At 37.2% G+C, this 16,525-nt stretch carries 18 protein-coding genes; 8 read left to right on the top strand and 10 right to left on the bottom strand.

The genetic code is table 11. The annotated features are described in order from the left end of the window. Window positions 1-5: 5 nt before the first annotated feature. From AB3I12_RS05390 to AB3I12_RS05380, 3 genes are all read left to right on the top strand, one after another. Window positions 6-638 (top strand): ECF transporter S component, encoded by a 633-nt coding sequence (locus tag AB3I12_RS05390; protein ID WP_010719848.1) that lies wholly within the window; start codon window positions 6-8, stop codon window positions 636-638. Between the two features lie 361 nt (window positions 639-999). Beyond that, on the top strand, window positions 1,000-1,647 hold the full coding sequence (locus AB3I12_RS05385; RefSeq protein WP_010719849.1) for an SDR family oxidoreductase: 648 nt from the start codon (window positions 1,000-1,002) through the stop codon (window positions 1,645-1,647). Between the two features lie 3 nt (window positions 1,648-1,650). Further along, the gene (locus tag AB3I12_RS05380) at window positions 1,651-2,634 is read left to right on the top strand and encodes an NAD(P)H-quinone oxidoreductase (protein ID WP_063626714.1); all 984 of its coding nucleotides are present in this window, start codon (window positions 1,651-1,653) and stop codon (window positions 2,632-2,634) included. Window positions 2,635-2,736: 102 nt separating this feature from the next. Here AB3I12_RS05380 and AB3I12_RS05375 read toward each other — a convergent pair whose 3' ends face one another. Beyond that, window positions 2,737-3,270, bottom strand: a complete 534-nt coding sequence (locus AB3I12_RS05375; protein WP_063626712.1) for an isoprenylcysteine carboxyl methyltransferase family protein — start codon at window positions 3,268-3,270, stop codon at window positions 2,737-2,739. 210 nt (window positions 3,271-3,480) lie between these two features. Further along, window positions 3,481-4,992, bottom strand: a complete 1,512-nt coding sequence (locus AB3I12_RS05370; protein ID WP_063626710.1) for a flavocytochrome c — start codon at window positions 4,990-4,992, stop codon at window positions 3,481-3,483. 237 nt (window positions 4,993-5,229) lie between these two features. Between AB3I12_RS05370 and AB3I12_RS05365 the strand changes: the two genes are divergently transcribed. Next, window positions 5,230-6,069, top strand: a complete 840-nt coding sequence (locus AB3I12_RS05365; protein WP_063626708.1) for a hypothetical protein — start codon at window positions 5,230-5,232, stop codon at window positions 6,067-6,069. A 220-nt stretch (window positions 6,070-6,289) separates the two neighbouring features. Here the strand turns inward: AB3I12_RS05365 and AB3I12_RS05360 are convergent, their stop codons facing one another. The 4 genes from AB3I12_RS05360 to AB3I12_RS05345 form a co-directional block, all read right to left on the bottom strand. Beyond that, window positions 6,290-6,595 (bottom strand): bacteriocin immunity protein, encoded by a 306-nt coding sequence (locus AB3I12_RS05360; protein ID WP_063626706.1) that lies wholly within the window; start codon window positions 6,593-6,595, stop codon window positions 6,290-6,292. A 281-nt stretch (window positions 6,596-6,876) separates the two neighbouring features. Next, on the bottom strand, window positions 6,877-7,461 hold the full coding sequence (locus AB3I12_RS05355; protein WP_063626704.1) for an N-acetyltransferase: 585 nt from the start codon (window positions 7,459-7,461) through the stop codon (window positions 6,877-6,879). 107 nt (window positions 7,462-7,568) lie between these two features. Continuing rightward, window positions 7,569-8,489, bottom strand: a complete 921-nt coding sequence (murB, locus tag AB3I12_RS05350; protein ID WP_010719857.1) for a UDP-N-acetylmuramate dehydrogenase — start codon at window positions 8,487-8,489, stop codon at window positions 7,569-7,571. A gap of 71 nt (window positions 8,490-8,560) precedes the next feature. Next, window positions 8,561-9,481, bottom strand: coding sequence for a Gfo/Idh/MocA family protein (locus AB3I12_RS05345; protein ID WP_063626703.1), 921 nt, complete (start codon window positions 9,479-9,481; stop codon window positions 8,561-8,563). A 114-nt stretch (window positions 9,482-9,595) separates the two neighbouring features. Between AB3I12_RS05345 and AB3I12_RS05340 the strand changes: the two genes are divergently transcribed. The 3 genes from AB3I12_RS05340 (at window position 9,596) to AB3I12_RS05330 (ending at window position 12,360) form a co-directional block, all read left to right on the top strand. Then, window positions 9,596-10,348, top strand: a complete 753-nt coding sequence (locus AB3I12_RS05340) for an exodeoxyribonuclease III (protein ID WP_010738301.1) — start codon at window positions 9,596-9,598, stop codon at window positions 10,346-10,348. A gap of 190 nt (window positions 10,349-10,538) precedes the next feature. After that, window positions 10,539-11,072: a 3'-5' exonuclease gene (locus AB3I12_RS05335; protein WP_010719861.1), complete on the top strand. Its 534-nt coding sequence runs from the start codon at window positions 10,539-10,541 to the stop codon at window positions 11,070-11,072. Between the two features lie 208 nt (window positions 11,073-11,280). Then, on the top strand, window positions 11,281-12,360 hold the full coding sequence (locus tag AB3I12_RS05330; protein WP_063626701.1) for a hypothetical protein: 1,080 nt from the start codon (window positions 11,281-11,283) through the stop codon (window positions 12,358-12,360). 97 nt (window positions 12,361-12,457) lie between these two features. Here AB3I12_RS05330 and AB3I12_RS05325 read toward each other — a convergent pair whose 3' ends face one another. The 4 genes from AB3I12_RS05325 to AB3I12_RS05310 all read right to left on the bottom strand — a co-directional run bounded on the left by AB3I12_RS05325 (window position 12,458) and on the right by AB3I12_RS05310 (window position 15,519). Further along, window positions 12,458-12,982, bottom strand: a complete 525-nt coding sequence (locus tag AB3I12_RS05325; protein WP_063626699.1) for a GNAT family N-acetyltransferase — start codon at window positions 12,980-12,982, stop codon at window positions 12,458-12,460. Next, on the bottom strand, window positions 12,975-13,448 hold the full coding sequence (tsaE, locus tag AB3I12_RS05320) for a tRNA (adenosine(37)-N6)-threonylcarbamoyltransferase complex ATPase subunit type 1 TsaE (protein WP_063626697.1): 474 nt from the start codon (window positions 13,446-13,448) through the stop codon (window positions 12,975-12,977). The genes AB3I12_RS05325 and tsaE overlap by 8 nt, the downstream gene beginning before the upstream one ends. Before the next feature lie 257 nt (window positions 13,449-13,705). Beyond that, window positions 13,706-14,686, bottom strand: coding sequence for a phosphate acetyltransferase (pta, locus tag AB3I12_RS05315; RefSeq protein ID WP_010719866.1), 981 nt, complete (start codon window positions 14,684-14,686; stop codon window positions 13,706-13,708). A 152-nt stretch (window positions 14,687-14,838) separates the two neighbouring features. Further along, window positions 14,839-15,519 (bottom strand): uracil-DNA glycosylase, encoded by a 681-nt coding sequence (locus AB3I12_RS05310; RefSeq protein WP_010719867.1) that lies wholly within the window; start codon window positions 15,517-15,519, stop codon window positions 14,839-14,841. A gap of 124 nt (window positions 15,520-15,643) precedes the next feature. Here AB3I12_RS05310 and AB3I12_RS05305 point away from each other — a divergent pair, with 124 nt between their 5' ends. Then, window positions 15,644-16,513, top strand: a complete 870-nt coding sequence (locus AB3I12_RS05305) for a Cof-type HAD-IIB family hydrolase (RefSeq protein ID WP_063626695.1) — start codon at window positions 15,644-15,646, stop codon at window positions 16,511-16,513. Window positions 16,514-16,525 lie beyond the last annotated feature (12 nt).

Genomic DNA, 16,525 nt, shown 5'->3' with positions numbered 1-16,525 from the left:
TCATTATGAAAAACACACGTACTTTTGCTTTGACTGCTATGTTTTTAGCAATCATGATTTTATTAGCGGTCACACCGCTTGGGTTTATTCCTATTGGTCCAATCAACGCTACGACCATGCACATCCCAGTGATCATTGCATCAATCGTTTTAGGCCCACGTTTAGGTGGCTTTCTAGGAGGAACATTCGGCTTGATTAGTATGATCCGTAGTACGGTCATTCAAACACCTTTGTCATTCGTCTTCTCCCCATTCATCCCAGTGATTGGCACAGACCACGGAAGTTTGAAAGCATTATTGATTGCTTTTATTCCAAGGATATTGATTGGTGTTGTTCCCTACTTTGTCTATAAAGGAATACTACGGCTAAGTAAAAACAAGTTTCAAGGTGTTTCTTTGTTTCTAGCAGGCTTAGCTGGTTCTTTCGTGAATACGATCCTAGTGATGAATATGATCTATTTCTTATTCCAACAAGATTATGCTCAAGTGGTCGGAAAAAGTATCCATGCGTTATATACTGCTATTTTAGCTGTTATCTTTACGAGTGGTGTTCCAGAAGGAATCATCGCTGGAATTGCTACAGTCGCTGTTGGTAGTGTCTTGCTTCGTTTGATGCATGCGACACCCCAACCTAAATAAGACAATTAGCTGATAGCGAACATGATCTTCTTTGAATCAAAACATCCATCCCAATTTTTGTTGAAATTGGTAGATGGATGTTTTTTACTTAAAAATCATCAATAGTATGAAAGCTTCTACTCCTTGGAGCAAGCCTGAATTTGTCCCATCTAAGTTCCCCATGCTGTTTATTATCCTATCCACGGCGTTCTCAGAGCTGACCTTCGGCAATAAGCCTGAATTTTTCAAAATATGTGAAGCTATTTTAAAAAATTCTTTCTTATTGTCTTCGGAGCTATCGATGCTTTCATAACCTCTTTCTCGCATTTTTTTTGTTTAGTGTTATGATTGATAGTGATTATTATAAGAAAGGATGATTAAAATGAAAATTTTTGTTGTAGGTGCTAATGGCCAAATTGGTCGGCATTTAATCAAAGACCTTGCAACTACTAGACATCAAGTGACAGCAGGTGTACGCGAGGTTGCAACACAATCTTTAGTAAAAAAAGATAATGTCACTTATGTTTCTTTCGATCTTACTTGGACAATTGAAGAAATGGCAGATGCTTTTAAAGGTTGTGATCTCGTTATTTTTGTTGCGGGTTCGCAAGGGAAAAACTTATTGCAGATCGACTTAGACGGTGCGATTAAGACAATGATAGCGGCCGAATCAGCACATGTTTCTCGCTACTTTATGATTAGTGCTGTTTTTGCCGAGGATCGCAGCAAATGGCCAGATTCTATGATTGATTACTACATTACGAAACATTATGCTGATGAGTGGCTGAAACAACAAACAACTTTAGATTATGTAATCATCCAGCCAGTGTCATTAACAAATGAAGAAGTCACTACAGTCCAACTGGCAAAACCAACCGAAGCCACTGCTAAAACCGTCTCTCGTCAAACGGTAGCTGCTGTTTTGACAGCTTTAGTGGAACAACCAACTATAACTAAAACAACGCTAGTACTATCTGAAGGAACGCAGGAAATTTCAACTGCGTTGCAGCAAATAGTCGAGGAGGAATAAAAAATGCGAGCCATCACGATCAAACATCCCGGTTCTGCCGAAGTACTACAAGAGATCGATGCACCAAAACCAATAGCGAAAAAAGGACAATTACTCATTAAAGTTCACACAGCGGCAATCAATCGAACGGACATCATGCGGCGAGAAACAACGAATCAACAGACTCCTTACCCAATTCTTGGCGTAGAAGTAGCTGGAGAAGTGGTTGAAAACCGAAGTGATAACCCAGATTTTGTACCAGGTACAAGGGTATGTGGGTTAGTCAATTTAGGCGGTTATGCCGAGTACGCAGTGATGCCAGCTGACCGTGCAATTTTACTGCCCGATACATTGGATAATGTTGCAGCGGCTGGTATTGCAGAAGTTTTTCTAACAGCTTACCAAACACTCTATTGGCTAGGAAATTTACAAGAAGGTGAAACTGTTTTGATCCACGCTGGAGCGAGCGGTGTGGGAACGGCAGCCATCCAACTAGCAAAACAACTTACTAAGGCAACCGTCATCGTCACTGCTGGTTCATCAGAAAAACTAGCTTTTTGTCAAAAACTTGGTGCAGATGAACAGATCAATTACAAAACACAAGATTTTTCAACCGAAGTAGCAAGAATTACCAATGGAAAAGGTGTCGACGTCATCTTAGATTTCATCGGAGCTTCTTATTGGGAGAAAAATTTAGCTTCTATTGCTATTGATGGACGTTGGGTATTGATCGGAATGTTAGGTGGAACAATTGTACCAGAGATTGATTTAGCTACCTTGATCACCAAACGAATCCAATTGATCGGCACTTTGTTGACTCCTCGAAGTGATCAGTACAAAGCTCAATTGACTCAAGAATTTATGCAAGTAGTTGGACCTTATCTAGCTGACCAACGAGTCAAACCAATTATTGATCGTACCTTTACATTGGCGCAAGTCCAAGAAGCTCATGAATATATGGAAGCGAATAAGAATATCGGAAAGATTATTTTGACGATAACAGAATAACCAACTTTTAAATGCAAATAGCAATCAAAAAAAACCCGTAGAATCTCAAAAATAGGAGCAACTATTTTTGGATTCTACGGCTTTTTTTATTTAGCTAGTTTATTATGACTGCTTTATTTCTTTCTGTTTAATAGATGCGACTAATTGATTTTCCTTTTTTATTCGTAGATAGAGACAGAGACTATAAGGAAGAATAAAAATAATGAGTGTCACATAGGCGTGAAAAAGAAGCACGACTCCAATCAATTCAGGTAAAATATTTAAAAAATAATTGGGGTGCTTGACCCGTTGGAACAACCAATGTTCAATCAATTGATGATCTGGTTCAAAGATCAATTTCACTGACCAATATTTTCCTAATAATTTCATGACCCAAAAGAGCATGATAAACGAAAATAGGATGAGACAAAATCCAATCCAGCTGACCCAATTAATTTGTGTTTTTTGAATGCTTCCCTCAAAGAAAGCAGAAAAATAAAACAGCGTATGTAAGATAGCTAACCATTTCGTAGTTGTTTTTCCATACTCAATCGCTCTTTCATGTAATAATTGGTTCGCATGCTTACTTGAAATTTTTAATACATACAATCGTACGAATGCGATTATCAAAAAGAAATAATATAATTGTTGACTCATTCGTTTCACTCGTTTCTATTTTTATTTATTATCATCTGGAACGACCTGCAAAAGTCACTTATTTTCTATCAAATAATCATTTATTCAAAGTAAAGGAGTAGAACCATGATCGCATGTTCTTCACAGTTTGATAAAAGTATAGGAGAAAACTAACTTTTGACATGCTAGTTTTCTCCTAATTGACCGTCCATTTACTTTATATTTACGTTCTTAATTTTCACTGACGAATTTTGCTGCCTGTTGTCCAGCTTGTCGTCCAAAGATAATAATTTCAGCAACCGAATTACCACCAATCCGATTGTTCCCGTGTAGCCCACCAGTTACTTCACCAGCAGCATACAAACCAGTGATCGGTTGATTTTCTTTATTCAACACTTCTGTCTTCGTATTGATTTTCACGCCACCCATTGTGTAGTGGATACCTGGGGCAATTTTGATCGCATAGTATTTGGGTTCTGTCAGCCCATTATCCATCGCTGTCGTCCGATTAAAAGCGTCATCCTTTTGAGCATCGACTGCTTTATTCCAGGATTCAAGTGTTTGAGCCAAATTGTCTGCAGGCACATTTAATTTTTCAGCTAATTCTGCCAGATCATCTCCTGAAGTCACGTAACCCTTTTGCTCATAGAAATCAATTGCTTTTGCTCGATCTCTTACTCCTTGATCAAAAATCAAATAAGCAGATTTTTCCGGTAAAGCTGTAATAGCTGCGGAAACTTTGTCTCTTGTATCTAATTCATTCACAAATCGTTGTCCTTCTTGGTTGACTAAAATAGCCCCCTCACCTCGAACAGCTTCACCAATCAAGACTCCTTCATCTTGTTGGACTGTTGGATGTATCTGGATTTTATCCATGTCAACCGTTTGACCACCTAATTTTTCAATCATCGTGATTCCATCACCAGTTGAGCCTACTTGGTTAGTAGTGACATAGCCTGCTAAATCAGGACGGTATTTTTCAATCACTTCTTGATTGGCACCATACCCGCCAGTTGTCACTACAATTGCGTTCCCTTTGATTTCCTTTGGCTCTTCGCCTTGGACTTGTACAGTCACCTCATTGACTTTACCACTATTTTCTTTGATATCAGTTACATCTGTATTCACAAAAATAGGAATTTTACGTTCATGTACATTTTTTAACAATCCGTCAACTAAGTAACCACCGATAGCTGAGCCATCTGAAGGTCGGTGGGTTCTTTTTTCACTCATTCCCCCAGTAATTGTTAAATTATCCAATTTGATTCCATTTTGATCCAACCAATCAATCGCAGCGGCTGAATGATCAACGAAGTAGTGGAGTAATTCTTGATCATTGGTGCCACCTCCGCCTTTTAATGTTTCTTCGTAGAACGCTTCATTGGAGTCATTGATTCCGTCAGCTTGTTGGAATTTAGTGGCTGATGCATTCATTCCACTTGAGGATTTTAAGGTATTCCCACCTGCTACTGGCATTTTTTCAAAGATGACTGGGTTCAATCCAGCATCTTTTGCTTCAATCGCTGCTGTCATCCCTGCTCCACCTGCACCAACAATAATAATATCATAAGAATCTTTCATTTCAGCTGGGTTGGTATACGTTTGTTCCGATGCACCTGAAGATACCTCTGTTTTTTCAGATGATTTCGTGCTTGTCGTCGTTTTTTCTTTTGAATCTGCACTACAAGCTCCCATTGTTAAAACTGATGTAAAAACCACCAAACTTTTTAGCACTTTTTTCATTCTTTTCCTCCTAAATTTTAGTACTCCTTTATTTTAAGTGAAAAAATTCACAATTCCAACTATTTTTTTATTCTTTTTATCAATAAACAATGACTTTTTCATCTAGCATCTCTAGATAACTATTTTTGCTATTTTTTGTTGGCTGTTTTCTTATTCATTTAGGCGTTTTGGTACAAATAATTTTGGTTTGCGCTTTTACCCTAGTATAATCTTTACTATAGATAAAGGAGTTATTTTATGAACTATCTGAAAATGTTTTTTATGAATGGTACCAAAACCGCTGGAAGAATTACCCATGCGTTTTATATTCTTCTACGGGTCATCGTTACAGTAATGTTAGTCGATCAAATTTTTCAGCAAAACATGGGAAATACTTTTCTCTTATTGCTAACTCTAGTTTTATTTGAAATTCCTTATCTTCTAGAAAAAATGTTAAAGATCGAAATCCCGAATATGTTAGAAATCATTATTATTTCATTTATTTTTAGTTCAACTGTTTTAGGAGAATTAAGTGACTTCTACGGGTATTTCTCAATGTGGGATACTATCTTACATGCTTTAACTGGTTTTTTAGCTGGTGGGGTTGGTTTTTCACTTGTCTACTTACTGAACAAAAACACGAAAACAATGAATCTAACACCATTATTGTTAGCTATCGTTTCATTTTGTTTTTCAATGACAGTCGGTGTGATGTGGGAATTTGTTGAATTTTCAGCTGATCATTTATTTCAACTGGACATGCAAAAAGATAGCCTTGTCCAACAAATCAATAGTGTGGAGTTAAGTAAAGATGGCAATACTGTCCACTCGATCCCTAATATCGAGCAAACCATCGTGGAATATAAAGATTCAGCTGGAAATACAGAAAAATATGTGATTTCTGGTGGTTATCTTGACATAGGGATTATTGACACGATGAAAGACCTATTCGTCAATTTCATTGGAGCCTTGACGTTTAGTATCTTTGGTTATCTTTATAGCCAGAATGATTATCGAAAGTTTACTTTTATCCGTAACTTCATCCCCAGAAAAAAGAGAGAATCACGAACTGAAAGAAGAAAAGCACCTTCGAAATAAACAAAATTTTATCGTCAATTATTCTTTACGTGATCCTATCGGTAACTTTAGAAACTAGTATAAGAAAAATAGTCTACTATTAAAAGCCTGGGACAAGAACGTCCTAGGCTTTTTTGATGGGTATAAAAACAAATAAAGTGTGTTCAGGAATTGTACTACTTACACTTATTAAAGAGATCAGATAAACCAGCTAGCAGTGGTTCCACGCTTCAGGGGATATTTATTGAAAAAATGGTCCAAAAGTGATGGGTGTCGAAGCTAATCCTCGACCTAATTCTTGTTCAAATCGCCCTATCGTAGAAATTTTTAAATAAAAAGCTGCGACTGGTGGTGTCAATTGACTCTTGATCGCTAAAGGGCGTAGTTGATATTCCAGATCTTTCATTACTCTTGGAAAATATTCTTGCTTTTCTAGTTTGTTTTTAGCCTCGATCAATGATACTCTTTCCCTTTCTTTGACTTCTTTATTAAGAATCAAGTCGTATAATTCCACTATAATTTGATTGATTTCTTCTGTTTTCTTCATGATATCGCTCCCTTTAATATCATTTGGCACATCTTTCTCAAAGCTTTAATAAATATTAAATGTATTATAGTCTAGATTTACCTCTTCAGGTCATTCATTTCCTAAATAACTGTTTTCCATTCATAATTGTATCCTATAGTTATATATACATTCTTACATTTCAGCCTAAACCTATTTGAAATGAAACCAGTAGGTCGGAAAAAAGAAAGCCAAAATAACCATGATCACAGAAAATAGCTGATTCTACTTTCCATTATCACGGTTATTCCACAAAAAGAATGTTAGTCTTTTTTAGCTTTTATATTCAATTTTTCCAAAGTGTCCATTGCTAAGGGATACTCGCTATTGGGACGTCCATCAAAATTCTCAGCAATAATCGTAAACCCTAGCTTTTGGTATAGTTGAATGGCAGGATGACTCCAAGTTTGCGTATGCAGATACACTGGTCCATGAGATGCCAGCTTTTGGAAAATACGCAATACTTCGATCGTTAATGCTTTGGCAATCCCTTTTCCTTGATGCCTCGGATCTACTGCCAGCCAATGAAAAAGCGGATAGCTTCCATCCTTCCGTTTTTTGAACCAAGCGGTACAAGTCGCGATTTTTTCACCTGTATCAGTTACAACGAAAAGCATTCGTTGCTGAAGTTCTTCTTGATAAGGTAAAAAAGCTCTCTGAAAGTAAGCAAATGCTTCTGTTTCTGTTGCGAACTCTCCGACTGATTGTTCGATTCTTGCCCATTCGGTTTCATCGCCTAGACGGTAGTACTCAAAATGATACCCAGTCGCTAAAGATTGCGTAGGGAGACTGTCACTTAATGGACGAGTCATCCAAATCTCGGCATAAGGAACACGTTTATCTAGCATGAGCTAACTTCCTTTCTAAACAGAATAGCTCTTTCTATCTGTTTTATCACAAAAGTTTGAACATCTCACTGTAGTCATTGATGGCTAGTTCATTCAACTAGCAATGGTTACATGCTTGCATCCACTGTTTTTGCTTCGCCAATGATGCGTACTTCTGTTTCCAAAGACACATCAAATTTTTCTTTGATCACTTCTTGGATATGCGCGATCAATTCTGTATAATCCGTAGCGGTCGCATGATCAATATTGACAATAAAGCCAGCATGTTTTTCAGAGATTTGAGCGCCACCCCATTTTAAGCCTTGTAATCCAGCTTCTTGGATCAATTGACCAGTAAAATGCCCCACAGGACGTTTGAATACACTCCCACAAGAAGGATATTCCAATGGTTGTTTCGATTGACGTAATTCAGTCAGCTCGTCCATCCGCCCTTTGATTACTTCATGCTCTCCTGCAGTTAATTGGAAACGTGCTTCTAAAACGACTGCATCCATTTCTTGGATTTTACTATGTCGATAAGAAAACGCCATTTCTTCGTTGGTTAGAGTTTTCAACGTACCATCTGCTAATAAAACATCCACTTCTGCCAATACGTCTTTGATTTCACCGCCATAGGCACCTGCATTCATATAAACAGCGCCTCCGATACTTCCAGGAATGCCACAAGCAAACTCAAACCCGGTTAAAGAAGTATCTAACGCTGCATAGGTCGTATCGATCAATTTTGCTCCAGCTTCAGCTGTGACCATCGTCCCAGAAACTCGGATTTGTTTCATCTCAGTCAACATGATCACCATGCCACGAATCCCACCATCTTGAACAATCAAATTACTGGCATTACCTAAAACCATCCAAGGTACATCATGGGTTCGGCAATAATCCACTACTTCTTTTACTTCATTTTGTGTTTTTGGGAAAACGAGAACATCCGCTGGACCGCCCGTTTTGGTAAACGTGTAATTCATCAATGGTTCATCAAACAATAGATTGAGTGCTGGTAAATTTTTAACTAAGTCTTCTTTATTCACTGAGGATTTTCCTTTCTATATCAAACATCCCCATTATTCTATCACGCTTAAAACAAACTTGCCAGTTTCCCTCACATTTGTTGTCTTGTATGTTTGCGTAGCATTTCTTCACAAAGTGCATGACTTTGCATGATCCCTTGTTGCTTCAATCCTTCCATTGAAGGTTTTTCTTTGCTGATCTCTGCGAAAAATGTTTGAACCATTGGCTCAAAACCGCGTTTGACTAACGTACTTTCCCAATCGCCAAATTTTTCTATTTCGATACCAGATGCTCGTTGGATCGTCATATCCGTTAATTCCGCCACTTCATAAGTACCACTTTTACTAGTGATCTGATAGTTCTCGCTATTTGCTCCACTTAAAAGATCCATTGTTAAAATTGCTGTTTGATGGGCTGTTTCCAATTGTAAAACCGCAAATTCCAAAAATTCTTTTGTTTCACGGATCTGATATTTCGTACGCAAGATCGGTTCGTCCAAAAGATATACCGCCGTATCAACAAGATGTAAAAACAAATCATAGATCACAAATTCCGTTGTTTCCTGAGCTGCAATTCGATTTTTTTGTAACTGGATTAGCCGCTTCTCGGGGACTTGTTTCAAACGTTCGACCATTGGAGCAAAACGTCGATTGAATCCAACCATTAAGACAACTTGATTTTTATCTGCCAGTTCTTGTAATTCGTTGATTTCATTAAGGTCAACACTGAGTGGTTTATCGATATACACATGCACCTGATTTTCAAGACATTTTTTGGCTAATTCATAATGTACCTTTGTGGCTGCATGAATCATACAAGCCTTGATATCCTGAGACAGTAGTTCATCAATTGATTCATATAGGTGGTCAAATCCATACATTTCATGGATTCGTTTTTTCGTTTCTTTGTTTCTAGTCGCAATGTAGAAATCAATCTTTCCTTGATTTTTTGCATAAGTAGGTAAATACGCTTTTTCTGCAATATTACCCACACCAATCACACCAATTCGCATGTTCGTTCCTCCAATCCATTCATTACTCTTATCTTACACTATTTTTTAGTAAAATAAGGTACAATAGAACCACAAATGCTAATCTAAGATCCAAAAGAAAGGATGCGTATTTAATTGAAATTTATCTCCTGGAATGTGAATGGCCTACGTGCAATCGTCAATAAAAATTTTTTAGACGTCTTTCATGAATTAGATGCCGACTTTTTCTGTCTTCAAGAAACCAAACTACAAGCCGGTCAAATCGAATTAGACTTACCTGGCTATCATCAATATTGGAATTATGCAGAAAGAAAAGGCTATTCAGGCACAGCGATCTTTGCCAAAGAACCCGCACTAAATGTCTCTTATGGAATGGGCATTGATTTACATGATCAAGAAGGACGTTTGATCACACTTGAATACCCTGAATTCTTTCTAGTTACTTGTTATACACCTAATTCCCAAAATGAATTAAAACGCTTGGACTACCGTTTACAATGGGAAGAAGCCTTTTACCATTACTTAGAAGAACTAAAAAAACAAAAACCAGTCATTGTGTGTGGCGACTTAAACGTTGCCCACCAGGAAATTGATTTGAAAAATTGGAAAACCAATCAAAAAAATGCTGGCTTTACGATGGAAGAACGAACTGCCTTCTCACACTTGTTAGCAAATGGCTTTATTGATACCTTCCGCTATTTCTATCCTGAACAAACTGGTATTTATTCTTGGTGGAGTTATCGTTTCAATGCTAGAAAAAACAACGCAGGTTGGCGTATCGACTATTTCTTAACTAGTGACGAGTTGAAGCCACGCTTGATAGATGCAAAAATCCATACCTCGATTATGGGAAGCGATCATTGTCCCGTAGAACTAGACTTGAAATAATCTCATTGTTAGCCATCGTCATCCTAGGCAGGGCTGAATATTTTTATTAAAAAGAATGAAGAAAGATCAGCAAAGATGCTTCTTTTTTGAGCGTGGTCTTTCTTCATTTGATTGATTTTTTTACATATCCATCACTTTCTTTTCTTCACTTTTTATGTTAGTGTTTATTTTTTAAGGAGGTTTTATGCACATGAATTTTGTTGCAATGGACTTTGAAACAGCCAACCATCAATCCCACAGTGCTTGTTCATTAGCATTGGTTATGGTCCAAAATAGCCAAATTGTTGATGAATATTACACACTCATCCAGCCAGAAACACCTTTTTTCTGGAGAAATGTTCAAATTCACGGTATTCATCAAGAAGATGTTCGTACCGCACCCAAATTTCCTGAAGTTTGGCAAACGATTCAACATTATTTCCAAAAAAACCGCTTAGTCGTCGCTCATAACGCAGCTTTTGATACGAAAGTTCTAGCTGGTTGTTTAGATTATTACAATTTGCTCCAACCTCATTATTTATCTTTATGTACGGTAAAAACCAGTCGTCGTTTATTTCCAGAGATGCCAAATCATCGATTGAATACTGTCTGTGAAAATTTAAATATCACTTTAGCGAATCACCATGATGCATTAGAAGACAGTCGTGCCTGTGCAGAGATTTTACTTTATCAAGAAAAACACTTTGGAACAGATCCTTTGAAAAAATTAGTTACCCTAAAATGAGCTACTAAAAAACAGGTAAACAAAAAATCCATGGTTGCTTTTTACTGGTAACCATGGATTTTTTGATCGCCTTTTTTAGCCTTTTCAAGAACCTTTATCCCCTTCATTCCAACCATTCACCAATTTTTTCTGATTATTTGAAAAGATGTCCTCGATACAACGGTAAGATATGAGACACTATACTCAATAAAAGTGAAAGGAGTATCATATGCCATACGTTAATGAGTTACACCGTCTCTGTGACATCTGGGCACTTACCTTAGGCTTGAAAGATAATGTTAATTGGATATCAAGTGATGATAAAACCAATTATCCTTTATTACTTTCGATTTATATTGAAACATTGAAACAAGATCACGATAATTTTTTTATTGAAGCAACAAAAAAAGAGAAGTTCATCCAGTCCCTTGAACGAAGTAAGCAATTTTACACATTTGAACATGGTGAAGAACTATCAAATGTCCTTCAAACTATGAGGGATGATGACCCTACAGATTTCATGCTTCTCCCAATTCACTATCTTTTAAAAAAACCGAAGATCGATCTCAACATGGGAGTAATAGATGGATTTCGCGCTTCTGGATTATTGATTTATAAAGCCCCTACTGGTTATAAAGCAGTAATAGTTGATAAAATGAGACCTATTGATGGACTTCCTGTCTCCTACGTCTTGATTCCGCCAGAAAATTTATCCTCTCTTTGCGAAAAACTACTTCTAAACAATCAAGTTAAAAAGTACACAAAAGCAGAATTACCAACTATAAAAAAAAGAGAAATATTAGAGACAATCATTGATCACTCTATATCTAAAAAACTACTTCCTCTTAATGTATATACTGGCTATCAAAAAGTAGCTAATGATACTACCCTTGCAATAAAAGCACCTATCAAAACAGCATTATTTCACTGTCAATACGATATATTTAAATTGAGGGATCCATACTATGAAAAAATCACTTGGAAAAATGTTAGTTCTAATTCTAATTCCAATCCCACTATAACCGCTCGTAAATCTTTGTTAGCTCCTATAAAACAATTCGGTGGCTTCTTAAATTGTTTTAATCACTTATTTACATGGTATTTAATAAAAAAGCTAAAAAAAGTCAAATATGACTATACACTTGACTTTAATAAAGACCCCTTTATTAACCAAATTTTTACGGGAGAAATCAATGATCAATCATATTTCTATCAAAAAAAGCAACAGTGCATTACAGCTTCAAAGCACATCCAAAAATCTACTGTTTCTCGAAAAATAGAAATAAAAAATGCTAATCCTGTCCGATAAAATACTAACGGTTCAAATAAACAAATAATTCAGAAAATCTATGTCGCACTCTTTAGATTTAGGAGGAATGGACTGACCGTTCCTCCTAAATCTAAGATCAGTCAATCAATAAAGACATCCTATAGACATCCAAAAAGTCCCCATCATCTGTTCGGGCCCCTCTTTTCATAAGCGCTTCGATTTCAAAACCCATTTTTTGATACAAGTGAACCGCTCGTTCATTTCGAGTTTGCACATCTAGTTCTAGTCTAAAAAGTACACCATTTTCTTTCACCCAAATCAATACTTCTTCAAGCAACATCGTTCCTAATCCCAAACCCCAATAGTCCTTTAAGATGCTGATCCCAACCTCTCCCACATGAGAGATGCGGTATTGTTCGCCTGCTTTAACAGAAACAGCCCCGATGATTTTTTGACCCATACAAGCTAAGAGTAAAAGATTATTGTTGCTGTCTTGTAGATATTCGATGGATAAAGCTAAGGCTTCAGGTGTTAGCTCCATTCCTTGTTCATCCATAACCAAAAAGTCAGTCTCTTCCTCTACTTGTTGCATCATTGCTAATAATTCACTGGCATCATCTGGCTGAGCTTCTCGAATGGTCAATGAGATCTCTTCACTCATTGTTTTGTCTCCATTGTTCCATGATCCGTTGTTTGAAAGCTTCACTTTGCTCCCCATATGCTTGCAATTTCACATATCTATATTCTAAATCTGTATCACTTTTTTCTAAAATCAGTTCCAAATAGTCTTCTGGTAAGGCTTCTTCTAAAAGATTCCCCCATTCAATGACAGATAGACCCTCTCCTTCAAAATACTCATATAAACCAAGATCCGCACCACTAGCTGCCACACGATAAATATCCATATGATAAAGTGGCAATCTACCTTGATCATATTCCCGAATAATTGTATAAGTGGGGCTCTTGATCATTTGTTCAATTCCTAATCCGCGAGCAATCCCTTTGGTCAGCGTTGTTTTTCCGGCTCCTAAGTCACCAGTTAATACTAAATTATCCCCAGGCAGTGCCACTTCACCGATGACTTTTGCCAATTCTTCTGTCTTATCTAAACCACTTAATTCAATCATTCTAACTTACTCCTTCATCTAGCCTTTTGTGACAGTATATCGTGGATGGAAAATTTTTTAAAGCAAAAAAAAGCTTGGGACAAAGGTCGTCCCGAGCTTTTTCATATGTGTCAAAATGAATAAATGTTTTTCAATCATCAGCTCCTTGCAATAAGTCTAAATTTTTCAAAACATGAAAAATGTTTCAAAAAATCAGCGCTTATACGCTCGGAGCCGATCGCTTCTTTCATGAACTCTTATTCATTGAGTCTTAGATCTTAGTCTAATAATGTTTGGGCTGCAGTAATGATCGCTAATTTATACACATCTTCTTCGTTTGCTCCACGAGATAAATCAGAAACTGGTTTATTCAATCCTTGTAAGATCGGTCCGATCGCTTCAAAATTACCAAAACGTTGAGCAATTTTGTAACCAATGTTTCCAGATTGCAATTCTGGGAAAACAAAGACAGTTGCTTGTCCAGCTACATCAGAATCAGGTGCTTTTAGTTGAGCCACTGAAGGAACATAAGAAGCATCAAATTGTAATTCGCCATCAATTACATATTGAGGCGCTAATTTTTTAGCAATTTTAGTTGCTTCGACCACTTTATCCACTTCTGGTGCTTTCGCAGATCCTTTAGTTGAAAAACTCATTAATGCTACTTTAGGATCAATATCGAATAATTCAGCAGTCTTTGCTGATTCTACAGCGATTTCTGCTAATTCTTGGGCATTGGGATTGACATTGATAGCACAATCTGAAAAGACATATTTTTCTTGGTCACGTCCACGTACCATGATCATCGCACCACTTGTTCGGCTGACGCCTGGTTTTGTTTTGATGATTTGTAACGCTGGACGAACAGTATCTCCAGTTGAGTGAATCGCACCAGAAACCATCCCGTCAGCAATTCCCATATATGTCAACATCGTACCAAAGTAATTGACATCTTTTAAGATGCTTTCTGCTTGTTCCTTGGATGCCTTTCCATTACGACGTTCCACAAAAGCTTCAACCATTTCATCCCATTTATCATAACGATTTGGATCAATGATCGTAAAACTTGAAGTTTTAATTCCACGAGCATGAGCAGCAGCTGTGATTTCTTCTTCGCTACCAATCAAAATAGGTTCCACTAATTCTTCCGCTTTCAAACGAGCTGCTGCACCTAAAATTCTTGCATCAGTTGCTTCAGGAAAAACGATTTTAATGCTGCGACGTACAATTTTGAATCTCAAACTATCAAACAATTCCACAAGATGACCTCCAGATATTTTCTATGTATCCATCATACACTATTCCCAAAAAAAAGAACAGTTTATTTTATCTGTATCAGTCAAAAAACCATTAGTAATGAAGTCTTTCACATAACATACAATCTGACATATAACAGGAAAACGCTGTCTTACTACACTGTTTCAGGTAATTGCCAATCGATCGGTGTTTCCCCTAATGCCATCAGTGCATCATTGGTCTTAGAAAAAGGTTTAGAGCCTAGGAATCCTCGATGAGCTGATAATGGACTAGGATGAGCAGATGTTAAAATGATATGCCGACTTTTATCAATCATTTTCATTTTTTCTTGAGCCGGTTTCCCCCATAAAATAAAAACGATTGGTTTTTCTCGTTCGTTTAATTTTTCAATGATTTTATCCGTCAATATTTCCCAACCTTTGCCACGATGTGAGTAAGCTTGACCTTCTCGGACCGTTAGTACCGTATTTAATAGTAAAACGCCTTGCTTAGCCCAAGAAACTAAATTGCCATGTTTGACCGGCGAAATACCTAAATCACTTTGCAATTCTTTATAGATATTGTTTAATGATGGTGGAATTTTAACCCCTGGTTGCACAGAAAAAGATAAGCCATGTGCTTGATTGACACCATGATAAGGGTCTTGACCTAAAATCACAACCTTTACTTTTTCGTAAGGAGTCAATTCCAACGCTTCATAAATATGATACATATCTGGATGAATTTTCTGAGTCGTATATTCTTTTTTTAAAAAGTTTCTTAACTTTTGGTAGTATTCTTTTTCAAACTCATCTGTTAAAATCGTTTGCCAACTGTTATGAATGATTTCTTTCAATCGTTCCACCTCCAACAATCAGGATAACTCACAAATTCTTTCTTAACAAGGGGCAATCTTCGCACGCAGTGTCATCTGGATATGGTAAACTAAGAAGAAGAGAAAGAAAGGAACGATGAGAGTTATGATCAAATTAATCGCATCAGATATGGACGGTACTTTATTAGATGCCCATATGAGTATATCACCCGAAAATACCGAAGCGATCCGCTTTGCCAATGATGCAGGGATTGAATTTATGGTTGCGACTGGTCGCAATTATCAAGAAGCACGTGCGGCTTTAGATGAAGTTGGCATTGATTGTGCCATGATTACGCTAAATGGTGCGCAAGTTTTCGACAAAACAGGAAACTCCTTGTTCACTGTTCCAATACCGACTCTAAAAACTGCAACTGTCTTAGATATCCTTGATCAAAATGAGATTTATTATGAAGTATCGACCAATCGAGGGCTTTATTCTGAAAGCCAAGCCAAAAGAATTGAAAGCTTTGCCTCAATGATTGGTAGTCATCTCCCCCATTTAACATATAAAATGGCGATTGCGATGGCTTCAGCCAACCTTGAACTTTTGCATATCAATTATGTTGATAGTATTCGTGACTTGCTCCAAGACGAAACATTAGAGGTATTAAAAGTGATTTGTTTCCATACGGAAGGTCCGCGAGTATTGGGTCCAGTTGGAAAAGAAATCAGTGAACTGGGTGACTTAGCTGTTACTTCGTCTGGTCAAAACAATATCGAGGTCAATCACAAAAATGCCCAAAAAGGAATTGCTGTGGCTCATGTCGCACATGACCGAGGAATCGAATTAGACGATGTCATGGCGATTGGGGATAATTTTAATGACGTTAGTATGTTACAAGTGGCTGGTGTTAGTTTTGCGATGGGAAATGCTGAAATCGAAGTCAAAGATTACGCAAAATTTGTCACTGATACTAACCTGGAGTCTGGGGTCGGCAAGGCAATCTTACGGGCAATTTCCGAAAATCTATAATTTTCGAGAAAA

This window comes from Enterococcus sp. C65 (assembly GCF_040887165.1).
Taxonomy (GTDB): Bacteria; Bacillota; Bacilli; order Lactobacillales; family Enterococcaceae; genus Enterococcus_B; species Enterococcus_B hirae.
Note: the sequence above shows the minus strand (reverse complement) of the source record. Positions and strands in the feature narration are given on the sequence as shown.